Genomic DNA, 21969 nt, shown 5'->3' with positions numbered 1-21969 from the left:
ATCATGAGAGTCCGTTGGCATTTGGGCCACTTGAGCGGGAATGGCCGTGAACTGCGGGTGCGGCCCGGCACATCGGTGCCGGGCCGCGCCCGCTGTCCCCCTGATCGGAGCGGCGGTGACCGGCGTCAGCGCGCGTCGGCGCCAGTCAGCTCGGCCCGCACCTGCCGGGCCGCCTCGACCAGATGCTCCAGGGAGCCGCGGACCTCGCTCCAGCCCCGCGTCTTCAGGCCGCAGTCGGGGTTGACCCACAAACGCTCGGCGGGGATGGCGGCGAGCCCCTTGCGCAGCAGGCCGGCGGTCTCCTCGACGCCCGGCACCCGGGGCGAGTGGATGTCGTAGACGCCCGGGCCCACCTCGTGCCCGTATCCGGCCACGGCGAGTTCGTCGGCGACCTGCATGTGCGAGCGGGCCGCCTCCAGGCTGATGACGTCGGCGTCCAGCTCCTCGATGGCGCCGATGATGACGCCGAACTCGGCGTAGCACATGTGGGTGTGGATCTGGGTGTCCGCCCGGACGCCCGCGGTGGTCAGCCGGAACGCCTCGGTCGCCCAGGCCAGATAGCCGGGCCGGTCGGCGGTGCGCAGCGGCAGTGTCTCACGCAGTGCGGGCTCGTCGACCTGGATGACGGCGGTCCCGGCGGCCTCCAGGTCGGTGACCTCGTCGCGCAGGGCCAGGGCGACCTGGCGCGCGGTGTCGGCGAGCGGCTGGTCGTCGCGGACGAAGGACCAGGCGAGCATGGTGACGGGGCCGGTGAGCATGCCCTTGACCGGGCGCTCGGTCTGCGACTGCGCGTAGCTCGTCCAGGCCACGGTCATGGGCTCGGGGCGGGAGATGTCGCCGGCGAGGATCGGCGGGCGGACGTAGCGGGTGCCGTAGGACTGCACCCAGCCGTGCTGGGTGGCGAGGTAGCCGGTGAGCCGCTCGGCGAAGTACTGGACCATGTCGTTGCGTTCGGGCTCGCCGTGGACGAGGACGTCCAGCCCGGCCTTCTCCTGGAAGGCGAGGACGTCGCGGATCTCGGCGGCGATGCGCTCGTCGTATCCGGCGGCGTCGATCCGTCCCGCGCGCAGGTCGGCGCGGGCGGTGCGCAGTTCGGTGGTCTGCGGGAACGAGCCGATGGTCGTGGTGGGCAGCAACGGCAGGCCCAGCCGGGCCCGCTGGGCGGCGGTCCGCTCGCTGTACGGCTGCGGGCGGCGGGTGTCCCGCTCGGTGACGGCCGCGGCGCGGGCCCGGACGGCCGGGTCGTGGGTGAGGGCCGAGGCGGCGCGGGAGGCGCGGGCGGAGCGGTTGGCGGCGAGCTGCGGGGCGATGACGTCCGTGCCCTCGTTCAGGCCGCGGGCGAGGGTGACGATCTCCTCGGTCTTCTGGCGGGCGAAGGCGAGCCAGCGGGCGACCTGGGGGTCCACGTCGCGTTCGGCGGTGGCGTCGAGGGGGACGTGCAGCAATGAGCAGGAGGGTGCCACGTCCACCCGGCCGGCGAGACCGAGCAGGGTGGCGAGGGTGGCCAGCGAGTGTTCGAGGTCGTTGAGCCAGATGTTGCGGCCGTCGACGACGCCGGCGACGAGTCGCTTGCCCGGCACGCCGCCGGCCGCGGCGAGGGCTTCGAGGTTGGCGGCGGCGGGGCCGGTGAAGTCCAGGGCCAGTCCCTCGACGGGTGACTTGGCGAGGACGGGCAGCGCGTCACCGAGGCGGTCGAAGTAGGTGGCGGCCAGGATCCTGGGCCGGTCGGCGAGCGCGCCCAGGTCGCGGTAGGCACGGGTGGCGGCGCTGAGGACGGCCGGGGGCTGGTCCTGTACGAGCGCGGGCTCGTCGAGCTGGACCCACTCGGCGCCGGCGGCCCGCAGCTCGGCCAGCACCCGGGCGTACACCGGGAGCAGCCGGTCGAGGAGCGTGATCGGCTGGAAGTCGGCCGGGGCGCCGGGTGCGGGCTTGGCGAGCAGCAGGTAGGTGACCGGGCCGACGAGGACGGGGCGGGCCGTGTGGCCGAGGGCGAGGGCCTCGCGCAGTTCGCCGAGCGGCTTGGCGGGGTCGGCAGTGAAGACGGTGTCCGGGCCCAGTTCGGGGACGAGGTAGTGGTAGTTGGTGTCGAACCACTTCGTCATCTCCAGCGGCGGGGCCTCCTGGGTGCCGCGAGCCATGGCGAAGTAGCCGTCCAGGGCGTTGTCCCGGACGGCGGCGCGGTGCCGCTCGGGGATGGCGCCGACCATGACCGTGGTGTCCAGGACGTGGTCGTAGAGCGAGAAGTCGCCGGTGGGGACCTCGTCCACGCCGGCTTCCGTCAACTGGCGCCAGGCGGTGCTGCGCAGGGTGGCGGCGGTGGCGTGCAGGGCGTCGGCGGTGACGCGGCCCGCCCAGTAGCCTTCGACGGCCTTCTTCAGCTCACGGCCCTGGCCCTGCCGGGGGTAGCCGTGGACGGTGGCCCGGGAGGACGGGGTGGCGGTGCGGTCGGTCACGGAACTCTCCTTCGCGAGTCGCGGAATGACCACGGCGGACCCGGGTGCGAAGGGACGACGAAGAGGGCGGGCGCGCCGGGCACGCCTGCCTGCCACCGCCGGCCCTCCCTCGGGGCCACCGAGATCACCGCACACGGGTGGCGTGCGGGCAGTGGCAGGTCTTCGGACTCGTGGGCGCGCCCTGGGCCTTGGGGCCTCGGGCACCTACTGGCCGTCGCTTCCCGGACGCGTGGCGTCCAGTGCGTATGACGGCGGTCGTTCCCACTCACCGCTGCGGGGCAGTCCCGGATTCCCACCGGGTTCCCTCTTGCGACGCTCCCGCCTGGCAGGCGGGGCGAACCAGCTGCGTCTCCCACCCTAGACACAATGTCGAAGTGCCGGTAGGGGAATCCGCGCATGGGTTCGATCTTGACGTGTGGCCGGGGGAGGACGCGTGGCCGAGGGAAGGGGCCCGTTCCCCGGCACCCGGGGCGCTCGCGCGAGCCGTGCCGACGCGCCGTGCCCCTCCGCGCGGTGACGGCGATCGTGTCGGGTACCCACAGGGTGCGGCCGGAGAGGATCCTTGAGCCCGTGAGAGCAGCGATCGGAAGACGGCCGGCCCGTGCGGCGCGGTCGCGCGCGGTGTTCGCTCCGGCCGCCGCCGGACCGGTGGCACGGTGAGTGCCGCGGACCGGGGCGGTGGCGCGCCCTTCGTGGTGTCGGTGCACGACGTCGCGCCGTGGAGCTTCGCCCAGAGCCGCCGCTGGCTGGGGGACCTGGACGCCCGCGGGGTGCCCGCGACGCTGCTGCTGGTCCCCGGGGCCTGGCGCGGCCCCGGTCTGCCGGAGGACCCGGCCCTGGTGAGCTGGCTGCACCGGGCGCGGCGGCGCGGCCACGAGCTGTCCCTGCACGGCTACGCCCACGAGGCCGTGCCGGGCGGGCCGCTCCCCCGCCGGTGGCTGAATTCCGTACTGGCCCGCGGGTGCGCCGAGTTCTGCGCGCTGGACGAGCCGGCGGCACGCGAGCGGCTGCGGGCCGGGCTCGCTGCCCTGGCTTCGGTGGACATCAGCCCACGGGGCTTCACACCGCCGGGGTGGCTCGCCTCCCCGGGCGCGCTGACGGCCCTGCGGGAGCTGGGCCTGGACTACACGACCAGCCATTTGGGGGTGCGCGACCTGCGGACCGGCGTGCGGCACCGCATGGTCGCGCTGTCCCACCGCCCCGGCGGGTTCGGCGAGCGGTTCGGGGCCCGGCTGATGCGGACGGCGGCGCGGCGGTGGGCGGGCCGGGGCAGACCGTTCCGGATCGCGCTGCACCCCGCCGACCTGTCCCGGGAGGGCTTGCGCGACTGCGCGCTGGACGCCATCGACGCGGCCCTAGCCGCGGGCGCCCGCCCGTGCACGTACGCCGAGCTGGTCCGCGCCCGCCGGACCTCCGTCGAGGACGCGGGCTGAGGCGCGATGAGGATCGTTCAGATCGCCAATTTCTACGGCCCTCGCTCCGGCGGGCTGCGCACCACGCTCGACGCGCTCGGCCGGGGCTACGTCCGTGCGGGGCACGACCGGGTGCTGATCGTGCCGGGCCCCCGGCGGCACCGCGTGCGGGACGCCGTCGAGGGGCTGCGGGTGACGCTGCCGGGGCTGCCCGTGGGAGGCGGCTACCGCATGCTGGTCCCGCCGTGCGGGGTGGGCGAGTTGCTGCGCCGGCTGGCACCGGACTCGGTCGAGGTGTCCGACAAACTGACCGCAGTGCGCGCGGCGGGGTGGGCGCGGGCGCGGGGGGCACGGACGGTTCTGCTCTCCCATGAGCGGATCGACGCGATCCTGGCTCCCCGGGTGCCGGACTGGGTGCCGCTGCGGAGCCTGGCCGACGGGTGGAACCGGCGTCTGGTGGCCGGGTTCGACGCCGTGGTCACCACCTCGGCCTTCTCCGGCGCGGAGTTCACGCGCGTGGCGGCACCGGTGCTGCACCGGGTGCCGCTCGGTGTCGATCTGGAGGTGTTCACCCCGTCGGCCGGACGGCCGGGAGGCGGGGGTGGCGTGCGACTGCTCTACACGGGGCGGCTGTCGGCCGAGAAGTACCCCCATCTGCCGGTGGACACCCTGCGCGTGCTGACCCGGCACGGTGTGGACGCCCGGCTCGACGTGCTGGGCGACGGCCCGGAGCGGCACCGTCTGGAGCGACGGGCCGCGGGGCTGGCGGTGCGCTTCCACGGCCATGTGTCCGACCGCCGGGCCGTCGCCCGGCTGACGGCGCGGGCGGACGTCGCGCTGGTCCCCTGCCCGGTGGAGTCCTTCGGGCTGTCCGCCCTGGAGGCACTGGCGTGCGGCACCCCGGTGGTCACCGCCGCGACGGGCGCCGCGCGTGAACTGCTGGCCCCGGGGGCGGGCTTGGCGGCGCCCGCGTCCCCGCTGGCGATGGCGGACGCCGTGACGGCCGTACTCGCCGAGCCGGAGGAGCGCCGCCGCACCGCCGCGCGAGCCCGCGCGGAGCAGTTCCCCTGGTCGAGGACGGTGGCCGGCATGCTGGCCGTCCACGCGGTGGGCCGCCGCCTGCCGAAGCGGTGACGGCCCACGGCGGCGGCGCGAGCGTGTCCGCCGGACCGGTGTGGGCGCGTGGGGCGGCGCCCGTCCGGTTCGGCGACGGAGAAGACCCCCGGCGGCTGCCGGATCAGCCCCGCCCAGCCGCACCTGCCCTGTGCGCGAGGCCTGGGGCGAGCCGGCCGTCCCCGAGTGGACCGCCACTGCCCCCACGGCACCGTTGCGGGCGGCCCGTGTGACGCATGAGAATCTCCCCTACCCGGACCCCGCCCGGACCCTGGAGTCGCCGTGACTGCCTTCGCGCACGCTCCTCTCGACCGCCGCACCGCGCTGCGGGCCGCGGCCGGGCCCGTCGGTGGTGGCGGCCGGAGTCCGCTGCGGGTGATGAGCTTCAACCTCCGCTACGCCTCGGAGACCCCGCCCCACACCTGGGCCGACCGGCGGCCCGTCACGCGCGCGCTGCTGCGTCACGAGCGCCCTCATCTCCTCGGCACCCAGGAGGGGTTGTACGCGCAGTTGCGCGACATCGCCGACGATCTGGGGTCGCGCTACGCCTGGGTCGGCACGGGCCGCGCGGGAGGCAGCCGCGACGAGTTCACCGCCGTCTTCCATGACGTGCGGCGGCTCGCCCCCGTCGCGTACGACCACTTCTGGCTCTCCGACACCCCGTATCTGATCGGGTCCGCGACCTGGGGCAACACCGTGATCCGGATGGTCACCTGGGTCCGGTTCCGCGATCTGCTCACCGGGGGTGAGTTCTACGCCCTCAACACCCATCTCGACCACGCCCACCAGTACGCGCGGGAGCGCTCCGCCGCGCTGATCACCACCCGGCTGCGCGGTCTGGACCCGGCCCTGCCCCGGATCGTCACCGGCGACTTCAACGTCCCCGCACACGGCAACCCCGTCTACGACACGATGCTCGACCAGGGTTCGCTCGTGGACTCCTGGGACGCGGCCGATCAGCGCGGGGCGCAGTACGCGACCTTCCACGGCTACCGGCCGCTGGTGCCGGACGGCGACCGCATCGACTGGATCCTCACCTCGCCCCGGGTGCGGACCCGGCGCGCGGCCATCAACGTCTTCCAGCAGGGCGGGCAGTTCCCCAGCGATCACCTGCCGGTGCAGGCGGACCTGGAGCTGTAGGGCGCCCGGACGCTCCCGGCGCGCATCCCCGAGCCGCCTGGTTCACCGCTGCTTATCCCAAAGCCGCCCGAGTGTCACCACTTTGAACCGATCCACCCGGGGCATGGCACCGACTATCGGACATTCGAACATCAGGCCTCCCTTGGCGCACCAGAATCGCAGAAAACCCTTCCGTCGCAGGCCACCCTGGGTGACGTTCAATCAACAGTGCGAAATGGTTCGCCCCAACGTCACCACGAGTTGTCCGCATTACGAACAAAGCTGTCCGGAAGTGCCCGGATCATTTTGACTGTGGCCACCCTCATCACCAAATGTCTGCCAAATGTCCTCGTCAGTGAAGCCCGTGTGCTCAGGGCTCTTACGGAACTACGACTTCCGATTACTGCTCTCCGGGGCAGCGGTGAGCCAGATCGGCGCTCAAGTGACCGTGGTGGCCCTGCCGTTGGTGGCCGTCATCGAGCTCGACGCGTCACCCATGGAGGTCGGGCTGCTGACCGCGGCCGAGACCGCGGCGTTCCTGCTGGTCGGGCTGCCCGCCGGCGCCTGGGTGGACCGGATGCGGCGGCTGCCCCTGCTCATCCGCACCGACGTCGTACGGGCCGTGACGATGCTGAGCCTGCCGCTCGCGGCGTGGGCCGGGGCACTGACCATGGCGCAGCTGTACGTGGCCGCCCTCATCACCGGTGTGGCCACCGTGTTCTTCGACATCGCGCACCAGAGCTATCTGCCCGGCCTGCTCCCCCGGGAGCAGCTGGTCGCGGGCAACGGCGCCCTGGAGACGGCCCGTTCGTCCGCCCAGGTGGCGGGGCCGGGGCTGGGCGGCGCCCTGGTGCAGCTGCTCGGGGCACCCGTCGCCCTGTTGGCCGACGCGATCGGCTACCTCGTGTCGGCGCTCTTCCTGAGCGGGATCCGCGCCCGTGAGCCGCGGCCCGCGCCCGTGGTGGGTGTCCCGCTGCGGGCCCAGGTCGCGGAGGGCCTCGTGTTCGTCCTCCGCCACCCCATTCTCCGTATGATCGCCTGCGCCACCGGGATCGCGAACTTCTTCTTCGCGATGCTGATGTCCGTCCAGACGGTGTTCCTCGTGCGGGAGCTCGACCTGCCCCCCGGGGTGCTCGGGCTGATGCTGTCGGCCTCGGCCGTCGGCGGGCTGGCGGGCGCGCTGTGCGCGGGGCCGCTCGCCCGCGCGGTCGGCCAGGCCCGGGTCATCTGGCTGTCGACCGTCGTCACCGGGCCGTTCGCGCTGCTGTGGCCGCTGGCCGGACACGGCGCCGCCGCCGTCTGGTTCGCGATCGCCTCGGCGGCCGTCTTCTTCGGCGCGGTGGTCTACAACGTCGCCCAGGTCAGCTTCCGGCAACTGCTGTGCCCCGACGCGCTCCTCGGGCGGATGAACGCCACCTTGCGCTTCATGGTCTGGGGCACCATGCCGCTCGGCGCCCTGCTCGGCGGGGCCGTCGCCTCCGCCGCCGGGGCGCGCGCCGCCGTATGGGTGTGCGCCGCGGGCTTCCTGCTCGTCCCCCTGCCCCTGCTGCTCTCCCCGCTGCGGCGCCTGCGCGATCTGCCGGCACCCGCCGCCGACGCGGGCCGGACCGTGTCCGGAACCTAGGCCCCACCGCCTCACCGTCCCACCGCCCCACCCGTCGGCCGGAAGCGTCCTCGTAGCGGACCGCTCGGACGCTCCGACACCGCGGCGGCCGGACGTGCCCCACCCCAGCACCGCCTGACCCCCCTTTCGTCTCACGAGTCAGCGCGCCCCGGGCGCGCGGGAGGACATCGTGCAGTCCAGCAGCATCACCTCGCAGTACCTCGACCGTTACCGGCGCACCGTCGACGGCGCGGCACGGGCCGCCGGTCCGCTCCCGGTCACCGGTGCGCAGCGGCGGTTCCTGCTCGCCCGGCGGATGGACCCGGCCGGGCGGGCCGATCTCGTACCGCTGTTCTTCGCCTTCCCCCGCGGTTCCGTCGACACCGGCCGGCTGCGGGCGGCGGCCGGGCACCTCGCCGCCCTGCACCCCGCCCTGCGGGCCCGCCCCGACACGCTGCGCGGGGTTCCGGTGCAGCGGCTCGGGGAGCCCGACGCCCGGGTGAGCCGGGTGGAGCCGCGCCCCGGCGAGAGCGCCGCCGACGCGCTGCGCCGGGCGCTCGGCGCCTGGGCGGCCGAGGGCCCGCCGCTGCGGCTGTTCCTCACCGCCGACCCGGCGGGCGACCGTGACGTCCTGGCCGTCGTCATGGACCACGCGGCCTGCGACGAGGCGTCCATCGGCCGGGTCATGGCGGATCTGACCGACGCCTACCGCGACGGGCTCGGCCCCCGGGACGTGCCCGGGGCCCGGGCGGCGGACGAGCTGGCCGCCTACCGCGAGGCCGTGCAGCTCCAACTCGAGGCCGAGGCACGGGCGTCGGGGCAGCGGTCCGTCACGTACTGGGCCCGGCGGCTCGCCGCGCTCCGCCCGGCCACCGGCCCCGCGCCGGCCCCGCGCGCCGGGGACGGCCCGGCCGGCACCGGAGCCGTGCTGCACCGGCTGCCCGCCGCACCGGACGGCTCCCGGCCCGCCTTCCCCGTCCTGCTCGACGCGTGCGCCGCCGCCGCGCGCACGCTGTACGGCCCGGACCGCGTCCCGGCCCTGGGCTACCCCTGGGGCGGCAGGCCCGCCGCGGCGCAGCCCGTCCTGGGCTGCTTCCTCAACACCGTCGTGCACCCGGCCACCGCCTGCGACCTCGACGAGCGGACCGTGGCGTGGTGGGACGACCTCGACCACGCGGACGCCCCGTTCGACGAGGTGGTGCACGCGGCCCGGACCGCCGGGGTGCCCTGGTCGGGGCGGCTCGACGGCCTGCTCACCTCCGAGGACCTGCACCGCCGTCCGCCGCTGCGGCTGGGCGACGCCACCGGGCACGAGACGCACATCGACGGCCGTCCCGTCCAGGCACCGTTCGCCGTGTCCGTCTCCCACGGCACGGACCTCCTCGTCCGGATGGCGTGGGACCGGGGCGTGGTGCCGGACCCCGTCGCCGAGGACGCCTTCGCCGCCCTGCTGGACGCCCTGCGGGCCCGCACCCACGGACCCGCACCGGTGGGCTGAGCCGGACTCCGGCCGCCCGCCCCCTCACTTGACCCGGCCCGCCGTCCACCCGACGCGGGCACCGGGCCCCTCCAACCACCCCACGGAAGGGTTGACCATGTTCGGACTCTCCACATCCCAGGAGATCGTCTGGCTGCACGAGCAGATGCTGCCCGGCAGTCGCGCCTACAACTTCACCGCCACCATCGATCTGCGGGGCACACTCGACGAGAGCGCGCTCCGCGACGGGCTGGCCGCCGCCCTCGACCGGCACCCCGGGCTGCGGCTCGAACTCGTCGAGAACCCCGGCGCGCTGCCCGGCCAGCGCGTCCGCGAGGGCTGCACACCACGGGTGCGCACCGTCGACCTCGGCCGGGAGGCCGACCCGGAGGCCGCCTTCGAGGAACTGCTGCGCACCGAGGCCGTCACCCCCCTCGACGTCTTCGAGGCACCGTTGCTGCGCTGGTGCCTGGTCCGCCTCGGTGACGACCACCACCGGATCATCCACGTCGAGCACCACCTCGTGCACGACGGGCACTCCTTCGCGATCCTGCTCCGCGACGTGTTCACCGTGTACCGGGCGCGGGTGCTGGGCGAGCCGGCCGAGTTGCCGGCCGCTCCCTCCTACGAGGACCACGTACGGGCCGCCGAGGGGCAGGGCCGGCAGGAGCGGCGGGAGGCGAGCCTCGCGTACTGGCAGCGGGAGCTGGCCGACGCCGCCTTCGATCTGCCGTTGCCCGGGCTCGCCCGGCCCGGTGTGCGGCGCCGGCACGCGGGCGCCCAGCTGCGCCAGCCGATCGACGCGGACCTCGCCGAGCGGCTGCGGGCGCACAGCCGCGCCCAGGGGCACACCCCGTTCTCCACGCTGCTCGCGCTCTTCGCCGAACTGCTGCGCCGCCACAGCGGGCGCGCCGACCTCGTCGTCGGCACGGCGGTCGGCAACCGCCCGGAGGGCTTCGAGGGCGCCACGGGCATGTTCGTCAACACCATCCCGCTGCGTCTGCGGCTGGACCCCACGGCCGGGGCCGACGCGATGGTGGACGAGGTGACCGACGGTCTGATCCGCGCGCTGCCGCACCAGGAGGTGCCCGTGCAGGTGCTCACCCGGGCGCTGGGGCTGCACACCTCCGGGGCGGACAACCCGCTGTTCAGCGTCATGTTCAGCGCGCACGACGCGGCGCTGCCGCAGATCGCGGTGCCGGGCCTGGAGGTGTCGCTGTTCGAGGGCTTCAACACCGGCACGACCCGCTTCGACCTCGACCTGGTGCTGCTCCCCGACGACCGGCGCACGGTCGGCCCGCGCGCGGGCGCGGCCGGGATGACGCTGGTGTGGGACTACGACCGGGACCTGTTCGACGAGGCGACGGCACAGCTGCTCGCCGAGCGGTTCCTGGGTCTCGTCCGCGCCTATCTGGGCGCGCCGACGACGCCGCTGGCCGAACTCGCCCCCGCGCCCGCCGTCGTGGGCCCGGCGGACGACCGGGCCATGGCGGTGTCGTCCAGGGCGGCTCTGGACCCCGTCGCGGGGCGCGACCCCGCGACCGTCGCGATCGTCAGCGGCGCCCTGAAGATCACCTACGGGGAGCTCGACCGCCGGGTCGAGGAGCTGGCCGGGAAGCTGCGGGCGGCGGGCGTCACGGAGGGCCGGCCGGTGGCGGCCGTGCTGCCGCGCGGGGTGGACACCGTGGTGACCCTGCTCGCCTGTCTGCGCACGGGAGCGGTGTACACCCCGCTCTCCCCCAACGACCCGGCCGCGCGACTGGAGACGCTCCTGGCCCGGCTGCGGCCGGCACTTGTGCTGACCGACCGGGAGAGCGCGCTGTCCCTGCCCGCCGAGGGCCTGCCGGTGGCCCTGCTCGACGCGGCGGAGTTCCCCAAGGCGGAGCCCGCCGAGTGGATCGAGGGCGCGGCGTACATCATCCACACCTCCGGCTCCACCGGTCTGCCCAAGGCCGTCGTGGTGGGCCGGGCCGCGCTGGCCCACTTCACCACGGGCGTGGCGCGGCGGTACGCGCTGACCTCCGAGGACCGGGTGCTGCTGTTCGCCCAGCCGTCGTTCGACGTGGCGCTGGAGGAGGTGCTGCCGTCGCTGCTGGCCGGTGCGGCCCTCGTGGTGCCGCAGCGGGAGGTGCCGACGGCCGCGGAGCTGATCGCCGTGCTGTCGGCCCGCCGGGTCACCGTCGCCAATCTGCCGACGAGTTATCTCCTCGCGGTCCGCGAGGAGCTGCGCGACGCGCTCGGTGACGGCCGCTGGTCGCCGCGGCTCCTGGTGTGCGGCGGCGAGCGGCTTCCGGCCGGTGCGCTGCGGGAGCTGCTCGCCGCCGCGGACGCCGCCGGTACCGACACCCTCACGGTCCTGAACGCCTACGGGGTGACGGAGGCGGCGGTCACCTCCACCGTCCACGAGGTGGACCGGGCGGAGCTCACCGAGGGCACCGAGGTGCCGCTCGGCAGCGCGCTGCCGGGCGTCGACGTCCACGTCCTGGACGCGGGCCGCTGTCCGCTGCCGTGGGGCGCGGTCGGTGAACTCGCCATCGGCGGCGCCGGTCTCGCCGAGGGGTACCTCGGGGGCGACGAGGCCGCGGAGGCCACGGCCGCCCGGTTCGTGACCGTACCGGCGCTGGGCGGTGAGCGCGTGTACCTCACCGGTGACCTCGGCTACCGCGACCGCGAGGGCCGTCTGGTCTTCCTCGGCCGCCGCGACAACCAGATCAAGCTGCGCGGTTACCGCATCGAGCTGGAGGAGGTCGAGGCCGCGGCGTCCGCCGAGCTCGGCGGGCGGTCCTGCGCGGTCGTCCTCGACCGGGAGGCGTCCGGCGGGCCGCGGCTGGTGGGCTTCTTCGAGTCCCGCGCCGGGACACCCGCCGAGGCACCCGTCGAGCCGGATACCGAGGCCCTGCACGCCGCGCTGTCCGGGCGGCTGCCCGCCGCGCTCGTCCCCGGCCGCTGGATCCGGCTGGACGCGATGCCGACCCTGCCCGGCGGCAAGCCCGACCGTGCCGCCCTGACCCGCGCGGCCGCCGACCTGCCGCTCGACCACGTCACCGAGCAGGCGTCCGCGGAACCCGCCGACCCGGCCGTCGCGCTGCTCAGCGAGGGCTGGCGGGAGGTGCTGGGACACGACCGCTTCTCGCCGTCGTCGCACTTCTTCCAGGTGGGCGGGCACTCCCTGCTGGCCGCCCAGCTCGCCGCGTGGCTGGAGCCCCGGCTCGGCGGCCGCCCGCCGCTGCGGGTCCTCTTCCAGCATCCCGTCCTCGCCGACCAGGCCCGCGCCGTCACGGAGGCGACCCGATGAGCACCGCCCCCTCGTCCGTCCTGGAGACGGAGCACCGTGAACTCGTCGACGCCTTCACGTCGTTCGTCCGCCGTGAGCTGGTGCCGCTGGCGGCCGAGCTGCCGGAGGACGGCGATCTGCCGCCCGCCGACCTGCGGGCGTACGTCCGCGGCCGCTCGGCGAAGCTCGGCTTCTACGCGGGCGACTACCCCGAGGAACTGGGCGGTTCCGGCATGCCGTTCAGCGCCGTGGTGCTGCTCCACCACGCCGCGGGACGCAGCGGCTGTCCGCTCGCCCCGTACGCGCTGGCGGGTTCGGACGGGCCGAGCCCGCTGCTGCGGCAGGGCACCGAGCAGCAGATCGAGCGGTATCTGAAGCCGCTGGTGCGCGGGGAGGCGACCCGCTGTCTGGCGCTGACCGAGCCGAACGCGGGGTCGGACGCCTTCCACCTCACCAGCACCGCGACCCGCGAGGAAAGCGGGGAGTGGGTGCTGACCGGCCGCAAGACGTTCGTGAGCAACGCCGGGCACGCGGACTTCGCGATCGTCGTGGCCCAGGCGGGCGCCGGTACGGGTGAGGCGAGTGAAGGAGGCCCGACCGCGTTCGTCGTGGAGATGGACCATCCGCGGCTGCGGATCGGGCAGGCCTACGACGGCATGTCGGGCGAGCGGCTGTACGAGCTGGTGCTGGACGGGGTGCGGCTGCCGGCCGACGCCGTCGTCGGCGGCGAGGCCGGGATCGGCGCCGCCCTCGGCAACGGCATCGACAGTCTCTCCCGGGGCCGTCTCGTGGTGGCCGCCATGTGCAACGGCATCGCCGAGTACGCCCTGCGGCTGGGCGTCGAGTACGCCCGCGAGCGACGGGCGTTCGGGGAGCGCATCGGCGCGTACCAGCATGTGCAGGAGCACCTGGTGAGCAGTCGCGCGGAGGTCGAGGCGGCGAAGCTGCTGACGCTGGCGTGCGCGCGGCTGGTGGACGAGGGCGTGGAGACGCCGGAGAACGCGGCGCTGGCCAAACTGACCGCGTCCGAGACCGCCGTCCGGGTCGTGGACCGGTCGTTGCGGGTGCACGGCGCGACCGGCTGGGTCCGGGGCCATCCGCTGGAGTTCCTCTACCGGTACGTTCGGATGATGACGATCATCGAGGGGACGTCGGAGATCCAGAAGGTGATCGTCGCCCGGTCGATGGGCCTCGGCTGAGCCACCCGTCCTGGCGCCACCGCGCCGCCCCTGCCCCTCTCGTATCGCGCGCCCCGCGCCCTGTTCGCGGCCCGCGCGACCCCTTCGACTTCGTCAAGAGGAATCATGACCACTGCCAAGAACACGTCCCGCCCGAACGCACCGGACGGCGAACCGCTCCTCAGCGTCGCCCACGGCCCGGCCGCCCCGGCGGACGGCTGGGACGTCCTGGCCCGGTTCGAGCACTGGGTCCGCCATGAGGCGTCCGCGACCGCCGTCGAGGACGGGGAACTGAGCTGGACCTACGCCGAGCTGGACGCCCTGGCCGAGCGGGTCGCCGACGCGCTGCGCCCCCGGGTGCGCCCCGGTGATCTGGTCGGGGTGTGCCTGGACCGCTCCGCGGCCCTGGCCGCGACGGCCGTCGCCCTCGCCCGGCTCGGCGCCGTCTACCTCCCGCTCGGGCCCCGCCCGGGCGACCGGCGGCTCGCCGCCGTGACGGGCGGGCTCCGCGTGACCGCGCTCGTCGGGGCGCCCGAGGTGCTGCCCGAGGCGTACCCCGCCGGTGAGCGGCTGCCGCTGCCCCTGCCCGTCGCAGGGGCCAACGCGGCGGAGGCCGTCGTCGCCTTCGCGCCGGGCGACCAGGTGACGGGGGCGGACGCGCCCGAGGGCGCCTTCTACGCCGTGCTCACCTCGGGGTCGACGGGCACGCCCAAGGCGGTCGCGGTGGACAGCGCCGCGCTCGCCGCCCGGTTGCGCTGGTATCTCGACCGCGTCGGCGCCCGCCCGGGCGACCGGCACAGCCTGCTGGTGGGGGTCTCCTTCGACCCGCACGTCCTGGAGCTGTGGGCCGCCCTGTGCTCCGGAGGCGCGCTGAGCGTCGCGCCGGACGAGGTGCGCTGGGACCCGGAGGCGCTCACGGACTGGTGGCGGCGGGCGGCGGTGACGGTGGCGATCCTGCCGACGCCGCTCGCGGAGACCGTGTTCGAGCGGCCGTGGCCGCGGCTTCCCGCGCTGCGTCACCTCTCGGTCGGCGGCGACCGGATGCGCCGCAGGCCGGCGGCGGACGTCACCGCCCTGGTGGACAACGCGTACGGTCCCGCGGAGGCGACCGTCGTCGCCACCGCGCACGCCCTGAACCCGGCGGGCGCGGCGGACGGCGACGGCACGGACGGCGAGGACGCCGGGGCGCCGCCGCCCATCGGGCTGCCGCTGGACGGCACGGTCGTCGGTGTCACCGACGCCTCCGGGCGCCTCGTGCCCCGGGGCGAGCCCGGTGAACTGCTCCTCGGCGGCGCCGGGCTGGCGATGGGCTACCTGGACGAGGAACTGACGGCCCGGCGCTTCGTGGCACCGCCGGCGGGGATGACCGGGACCGGGCGGGTCTACCGCACCGGCGACCGGGTGCGGATGCGGCCCGACGGCGTGCTGGAGTTCCTCGGCCGACTGGACGACCAGGTCAAGGTGCGCGGGGTGCGCATCGAACCGGCCGAGGTCGAGGCGGCGTTCGAGCACGACCCGCGGGTCCGGCGGGCGGTCGTCGCGCCGACGACCGGAGCCGACGGCGCGGTACGACTGGTCGCCTACGTCCTGCCCGTCCCGGGCGGGCGGGCACCGGCCGGAGCGGAACTGCTGGCGGCCGTGCGCGACTGGCTGCCCGAGCAGGCGGTACCGGCGGCGGTCCGGTACGTCGATGCGTTCCCCCTCGACGCCAACGGCAAGGTCGACCGCGCCGCGCTGTCGGCCGGGGAGGCGCCGCGGGAGACGGCCCCCGCGCACGCCGCGGCGTCCGGTTCGCAGGAGTTGGTGCTGCGGCTGTGCCGTACACTGCTCGACCGGCCGGACCTCGGCCCCGGGGACAACTTCATCGGCAGCGGCGGTGACTCCCTCGCCGCCGCACGGCTGCTGGCCGCCCTGGAGGAGGAGTGCGGCGTACGGCTGCGGGCACCGGAAGTGCTGCGGCAGCCCGACCTGCGCAGCCTGGCCGCGCTGCTGGACAGCAAGCGGACGGCTACCCCCAAGCCGTCGGCGCCCCCGGCGGATGCGGCGCCGGTGGCCGCGCCTCCAGCGGCTGCCGCGGCGGCCCCGGCCGACGGTGGTGTGCTCGGGCGGGTGGCCGCCCGTGCCGAGGCGTCTCCAAGGGACCTCGCCGTGCTGGACGGCGATCTGACCTTGACGTACGGCGAGTTGACCGCCGCGGCCCGGCGACTGGCCGGTGTGCTCCGCGCCCGGGGCGTGCGGACCGGCACCCCGGTCGGGTTACTGATGCCGCACTCGGTGGGCGTCGTCGTCGCCCAGCTCGCCGTCTGGTGGGCGGGCGGCCACTACGTCCCCCTCGACCCCACGTATCCCCGGACGCGTACGGACGCGATGCTGGCCGACGCCGGGGTCGCTCTGACGCTGGGCGAGAAGGACCTGCTGGAGGCGGCGGGCATACCGGCGGGGCAGGGGCTCGCGCTGTCCTCGGCCGGGATCGCCGACACGGTGCAGGGGCCGGACGAGGACCTCCCGGCACCGCCCCCTCCTTACGACCCGGACGCCGTGGCCTACGTGATGTACACCTCGGGTTCGACGGGCCGCCCCAAGGCCGTGGCGATCACCCACCGCGGGGTGGCCGGGCTGACCGTCGCCCCGGACTTCGTGACGGTCACCCCCCGGGACCGGGTGCTGTTCCACTCGGCGCAGACCTTCGACGCGGCCCCCTTCGAGGTCTGGGTCGCCCTGGCGAACGGTGCGGCGGTGGCCGTCTCCACCGCCGACCGGCACTCGCTGGAGGGGCTGGCCCGGGACGTGGAGCGGCTGGGCGTCACCGTCGCCCTGCTGACCACCGCGTTCTTCCACCACCTCGCCGACCGCCGGTCGTCGGTCTTCGGCGTACTGCGCGGCGTGCTCGTCGGCGGCGAGGCGATGTCGGCCCGGCACGCGCGGAGCGTGCTGCGCTCGCACCCGTGGCTGGAGCTGGTCCACGGCTACGGTCCGACGGAGGCCACGACCTTCGCCACCACCCACCGGGTGCGGGACGCCGACTGCGACGGCCCGCCGCCGATCGGCCGCCCGGTCGCCGGGACGACGGCGCACGTCCTCGACGAGCACGGCGCCCCGGTGCCCGCGGGCACCCGCGGGGAGCTGTGGCTGGGCGGCCCCCGGCTCGCCCGGGGCTATCTCGGCCGGCCCGACCTCACGGCGGAACGCTTCGTCGACCACCCGGCCGCCGGACGGATCTACCGCACCGGTGACCTCGTGTCGGCCCGTCCGGACGGTGTGCTGGACTTCCACGGCCGGACCGACGACCAGTTCAAGATCCGTGGTTTCCGGATCGAGCCCGGCGAGATCGAGCACGCGCTGCGGACCCACCCGCGCGTCGCGGACGCGGCCGTCACCGTGCTGCGGCCCACGCCGGAGGACGCGCGGCTGGTCGCCTTCGTCGTGCCCGTCGACGGCGGACACCTCACGGTCGCCGCGCTCCGCGCCCACCTGGCCGAACGGCTGCCCGCGCAGCTGCTGCCCAACGGCTGGTCCGTGGTGGACGACCTGCCGCTGACCGCCACCGGCAAGGTCGACCGCCGCGCGCTGGCCGAACAGCCGGTGCCCGGCATTCCGCAGCCCGCCGGGGCCGGGGAAGCCCCGGTCACGCGGCCGGCGCTGTCCCCCATCCAGCAGACCGTGGCCGAGGCGTGGGCCCGGGCACTGGACCGCCCGGTCGACGCCCCGGACGCCGACTTCTTCGAGCTCGGCGGCCACTCCCTGCTGGCCCTCGGCATCGTGGACGACGTGCGGGAGGACGTCGGCGTCGAGCTGTCGCTCGCCGAGTTCTTCGCGGCGCCCACGGTGGCCGGACAGGCCGCGCTGATCGAGGAAGCGCTCCTCGGCCGCTTCGGAGCGGACGTCGGGACCGACGGGGAGGAAGGCCGATGACCACCGCCCCCGACGCCGCGCGGCAGGAGGCGCTGCTGCGCCTCGCCCGGCAGCGTGGGCGGACCGGCGCCGCCACGAGCCGGGCGTCCGCGCCGACCGGCGGGGCCGAAGGCCCGGCGCCGCTGTCGCACGCCCAGCACCGGATGTGGCTGATGGACCGGCTCGGCCAGGGCGGCGCCCTGTACAACGTGCCGTTCGCGACGCGGGTGCGCGGCCCCCTCGACCTGGACGCCCTCGCCGGGGCCGTCACCTCTCTGGTGCGCCGCCACGAGGTGCTGCGCACCCGGTACGGACACGACGACGGCGAGCCCTACCAGGAGGTGATGGCGGCCGGACCGGTGCCGGTACGGGTCGTGGACGCCACCGGTGACGGCCGGGGTGAGCTGTCCGTGGAGGCGGCGCGCCCGTTCGACCTGGGCGCCGGGCCGCTGCCGCGCGTGCTCTGTGTGCGGCACGCGCCCGAGGACCACACCGTTCTGTTGACGTTCCATCACATCGCGGTGGACGGCGGCTCGCTCGACCTGATCACCCGCGAACTCGACGCCCGGTACCGGTCGGCCGTGGAGGGCCGGGCCTGGGAGCCGGACACCGACGCGCCGCGGTACACCGACTTCGCCCGCCGCGAGCGCGCGGAGTCGGCCGCGACGCTCGACACCGGGCCGGCGTACTGGGCGGAGCGGCTCGCGGGCGCCCGGCCCGTGCCACTGCCCCGGCCCGCGGTACCCGCCGGCGGCCGCGGCGAGGGCCACGTCATCGGCGCGCCCCTGACGCCGTGCACCCTCGAAGGGCTGCGCGGGGTGGGCCGGGACCACAAGGCCACGCTGTTCACGGTGGTGCTCGCGGGTGCGTTCGCGACGCTGCTGGAGGCGACCGGCGGCGAGGACCTCGTCATCGGGTGCGCGAGCAGCCACCGCGACCGGGCCGGGTGGCGCGATCTCGTCGGCCTGTGCGTCAACACCCTCGCGATCCGCACGGACCTGTCCGGCGTGCGCGACTTCGGGGAGCTGCTGTCGCGGGTACGGGACGACCTGCTCGAAGCGCACCGTCACCGCGACGTCCCCTTCGACCTGGTCACAGCCCGGCTCGGCGCGGCGGCCCGGGACGACGACGGCAATCCGCTGGTGGGCGTCACCGCCGACGTGCTGCCGAAGCCGTCGGGGCTGCGCCTGGCCGGGACGGAGTGCGAGCCCGTCGACATCGACCTGGGGACGGCCAAGTTCGGCCTCGGCTTCTACGTCGCGGAGGCCACGGACTGCACCGGGCCGCGCGCCCTGGTGCAGTACGACCGGGGGCGGCTCGACGAGGAGACCGCCCAGGGGCTGCTGGACGGCTTCGCCGCGCTGCTGACGGAGGTGGCGTCGGATCCCGGGCGGCCGCTGTCGCGCGGGGCGGCCGACCGCGTGGACCACCGCGAGGCAGAGCTCACCACCGCGCCGCTCGGTACGCGCGGCGAGGCCGTCGTGGCGGTGTTCGGCGAGCTGTTGGGCGACGACCCCGGCCCCGACGGCGACTTCTTCTTCCTGGGCGGGCACTCCCTGCTCGCCGTCCGCGTCGCGGAGCGGCTGCGGGAGCGGCTTTGCCTGCCGCTGACGGGGCTGGACGTCCTGGAACACCGCACCCCGCGCGCGCTCGCCGCGCTGCTGGACGAGCGGGCGGAACAGCGACGGCGGACGACCACGGCCGCCTCGGGCGGGGTCGCCCGCCGGGGGCCCGCCAGGACCGGCACGGTCCTGGTCACGGGCGGCACCGGTGGCGTCGGGGCCTTCGTCCTGCGGGAGTTGGCGGCCCGGGGACGGCCGGTGCGCGCGCTGGTGCGGCCCGAGTCGGCGCACCTGGTGGCGGGCGACGGGATCGAGGTGGCCGAGGGCGATCTCGCGGACCCGCGGAGCCTGCGGGACGCGGTCGCGGGCGTGGACGCGGTGATCCACTCCGCGTGCACCTTCACCTCGCCCGAGGTGGACGTCGCGGCGATGCGCGCGCTGCTGGACGGCTGGCGTCAGGGCTCGTTCGTCTTCGTCAGCAGCGTGGACGCGTACGGCAGGCCGCCGGTGGTGGAGGTCACCGAGGACACGCCGTCCGCCGAACCGCTCACCGCGTACGGGCGGGCCAAGCTCGACTGCGAGCGGATGCTGTGGGAGGCGGCGGGTACCGGGGGGCGCGGCGGGGCGACCGCGGTGCGCGCGCCGCTGGTGTGGGGGCCGCACCCCCGGTTGCGCGACCAGCTGAGGTGGGGCGCGACGGGGGCGCTGTTCCAGGCCGCCCGGTCCGGGGAACCGATCGTGCTGCCCGCGGCGGGGGCCGTCCCGGCGTCCGGTGACCCCTGGTCCGGGGCGCCCTGGGTGCACGCGGCCTCCCTGGCGCGTGCCCTGGTGACCTGCGCCGAACGGCCCGCGCACGGCATGGTGAACGCCATCGGCGGCCATGTCGGCTGGGAGGAGTTCGCGACCGAGCTGAACCGGCTGCTGGGGAGCACCGGCGGGATCCGCCCGGCGGACGGGACGGCCTCCGTGCCCCTGCTGCACCGCCATCGCTACCGCGCGGAGGCTCTCGCGGAGGAGTTGGTCGAACGGCCGGGTGAGGACTGGCGCTCGGTGATCGCGGCGATGCTGGACCACTGACGCGCGCGGACGGATCCGGAGGGGTGGCGGTGAGGAGACCGCCACCCCTCCGGCGTCGGTCCGCTTGGAGAATATGATGCACCGCCCCTGCGAGAGCGGGAGCAATTCCTTGCCGAATACACCGTATTGCGCGGCCGTCTCGAAGAATCAGCATCACGGAAGGATGTATTCCCATAGTCGGCCGTAAAGGAAGCCCGACCGCGGGCGAATCGACCGGCGGGTAACTTCCCCGGGAAGCACGGGCGATCGGCGTAAAAGAGGGCCAAAGTCCCTGGCCAGAGGGGCCGTTGCGGGAGGGGCGCAAGGGAATTCCGCGAATTTCCCGAAGGCGGGAACGATATCGACGGTCCCGCCGTCTGAGGGAGTGTGCCCGAATGCGCGCGGCTCGGGGTGTCGTGCGCGCGGGAAGGGGGCGTATGGCATGGACGAGGAGCGAAGTCCATTGCTGGCCGGGCGTTACCGGATCGTCGAACGGCTCGGCAGTGGTGGCATGGGGGTGGTGTGGCGCGCCGTCGACGAACTGCTCGACCGCGAGGTCGCGGCGAAGGAGGTCCGCGCCCCGGAGCACATGCGCGAGGCGGACGTCCGGCTGCTGTACGCGCGGCTGAAGCAGGAGGCCCGGGCGGCCGCCCGGATCAGCCACCCGTATGTGATCACGGTGCACGACGTGGTCGAGCAGCAGGGCCGGCCCTGGATCGTCATGGAGCTGGTGCGCGGCAAGTCGCTGGCCGATGTGCTGGAGGAGGAAGGAGTACTCCAGCCCAAGGAGGCGGCCAGGATCGGGTCGATGGTGCTCCAGGCACTGCGCAGCGCGCACGCGGCCGGGGTGCTGCACCGCGACGTCAAGCCCGCCAACGTCCTGATCGAGGAGAGCGGCCGGGTCGTGCTGACCGACTTCGGTATCGCCGTGGTCGAGGGTTCGGGCACCCTCACCCACACCGGCGACATCGTCGGCTCCCCCGACTTCCTCGCCCCCGAGCGGGCGATGGGCCAGCGTCCCGGCACTCCCTCCGACCTGTGGTCGCTGGGCACGACCCTGTACGCGGCGATCGAGGGCCTCTCACCGTTCCGGCGCACCTCGGCACTGAGCACCCTGCAAGCGGTGGTGCAGGACGAGGCACCCACGCCACGGCGGGCCGGCCCGCTCACCCCGCTGCTCGAAGGGCTGCTCCGCAAGGACCCGCGGGACCGGATGGGAGCGGTGGAGGCCCAGCGGCTGCTGGACTCGGTCGCGGCCGGGCGGCTCACCGAGCCACCGGGCTGGGCGCGTTCGGACACCGGGGAGTACGTCCGTACGGCCGTCGCCGCCCCCTCCCCGGCGCCGGTGCCACGGCCCGCCCCGTCACCCGTACCGTCTCCGGTCCCCGCCCCCGGGCCGCCCGTGCGGCATCTCTCGCCCGCACCGCCCGGCCCCCGCCTCGGCGGTGTCTTCGGGCCGCCCACCCCGCCGCAGCCCGAGCGGCCGTTCCTTGATCCGCAGCGCCCGGCCCGCCCCACCGGACGCCGTAAGTCGATGGTGATCCTCGGTCCGGTGCTGGCGTTCCTGCTCGCCGGCGGAGCGGCCACCGCCGCGGTGATCGCCACCCGTGACGACGGCGGCACTCCGTCGGGCGGCACCGGTGGGACGGTCGCCGAGACCGGCCGGCCGTCGGACGGCACCTCGGGGGGACAGTCACAGCCGCGTCCGTCCACGACGCCCGGACCGCAGGAGACACCCGCGGCCACCACACCCGTCACCGAGCCGACGCGGAACCCGGGCACGACGTGCGCGCCCGGCGGCTGGGTCCCGACCTGCGGATACGGCTGAGCG

At 75.2% G+C, this 21969-nt stretch carries 11 protein-coding genes and 1 riboswitch; of the genes, 10 read left to right on the top strand and 1 reads right to left on the bottom strand.

From position 1 onward, the window contains the following. Positions 1-125: 125 nt before the first annotated feature. Positions 126-2453, bottom strand: coding sequence for a 5-methyltetrahydropteroyltriglutamate--homocysteine S-methyltransferase (gene metE, locus AB8O64_RS33205; RefSeq protein WP_370423381.1), 2328 nt, complete (start codon positions 2451-2453; stop codon positions 126-128). A 156-nt stretch (positions 2454-2609) separates the two neighbouring features. After that, positions 2610-2762, bottom strand: a riboswitch (cobalamin riboswitch). Between the two features lie 347 nt (positions 2763-3109). Between metE and AB8O64_RS33200 the strand changes: the two genes are divergently transcribed. From AB8O64_RS33200 to AB8O64_RS33155, 10 genes are all read left to right on the top strand, one after another. Continuing rightward, the gene (locus AB8O64_RS33200; RefSeq protein WP_370423380.1) at positions 3110-3886 is read left to right on the top strand and encodes a DUF2334 domain-containing protein; all 777 of its coding nucleotides are present in this window, start codon (positions 3110-3112) and stop codon (positions 3884-3886) included. Positions 3887-3892: 6 nt separating this feature from the next. Further along, positions 3893-4999, top strand: a complete 1107-nt coding sequence (locus AB8O64_RS33195) for a glycosyltransferase (protein ID WP_370423379.1) — start codon at positions 3893-3895, stop codon at positions 4997-4999. Between the two features lie 261 nt (positions 5000-5260). Beyond that, on the top strand, positions 5261-6118 hold the full coding sequence (locus AB8O64_RS33190) for an endonuclease/exonuclease/phosphatase family protein (protein ID WP_370423378.1): 858 nt from the start codon (positions 5261-5263) through the stop codon (positions 6116-6118). 322 nt (positions 6119-6440) lie between these two features. Continuing rightward, positions 6441-7721: an MFS transporter gene (locus AB8O64_RS33185; protein ID WP_370423377.1), complete on the top strand. Its 1281-nt coding sequence runs from the start codon at positions 6441-6443 to the stop codon at positions 7719-7721. A gap of 169 nt (positions 7722-7890) precedes the next feature. Beyond that, positions 7891-9198 (top strand): non-ribosomal peptide synthetase, encoded by a 1308-nt coding sequence (locus AB8O64_RS33180; protein WP_370423376.1) that lies wholly within the window; start codon positions 7891-7893, stop codon positions 9196-9198. Positions 9199-9295: 97 nt separating this feature from the next. Next, a complete protein-coding gene (locus tag AB8O64_RS33175; protein WP_370423375.1) occupies positions 9296-12472 on the top strand; it encodes an amino acid adenylation domain-containing protein in 3177 nt (1058 codons plus the stop codon). Then, positions 12469-13650 carry an acyl-CoA dehydrogenase family protein gene (locus AB8O64_RS33170; protein WP_370423374.1) on the top strand — a complete coding sequence of 394 codons (1182 nt, stop codon included), beginning with the start codon at positions 12469-12471 and terminating at the stop codon, positions 13648-13650. Before AB8O64_RS33175 ends, AB8O64_RS33170 begins: the two co-directional genes overlap by 4 nt. 105 nt (positions 13651-13755) lie before the next feature. Then, complete coding sequence (locus AB8O64_RS33165) at positions 13756-17541, top strand: amino acid adenylation domain-containing protein (RefSeq protein WP_370423373.1); 3786 nt, start codon at positions 13756-13758, stop codon at positions 17539-17541. Then, entirely contained in the window at positions 17538-20159 is a 2622-nt protein-coding gene (locus AB8O64_RS33160) for a condensation domain-containing protein (protein ID WP_370423372.1), read from the top strand. The genes AB8O64_RS33165 and AB8O64_RS33160 overlap by 4 nt, the downstream gene beginning before the upstream one ends. Positions 20160-20580: 421 nt before the next feature. Beyond that, positions 20581-21966 (top strand): serine/threonine-protein kinase, encoded by a 1386-nt coding sequence (locus tag AB8O64_RS33155; protein ID WP_370423371.1) that lies wholly within the window; start codon positions 20581-20583, stop codon positions 21964-21966. The last annotated feature ends 3 nt before the right edge of the window (positions 21967-21969 follow it).

The sequence above is a fragment of the Streptomyces sp. QH1-20 genome (assembly GCF_041283565.1).
In the GTDB taxonomy this organism is placed as follows: domain Bacteria; phylum Actinomycetota; class Actinomycetes; order Streptomycetales; family Streptomycetaceae; genus Streptomyces; species Streptomyces syringius.
This window is presented reverse-complemented; position numbering and strand designations above follow the sequence as displayed.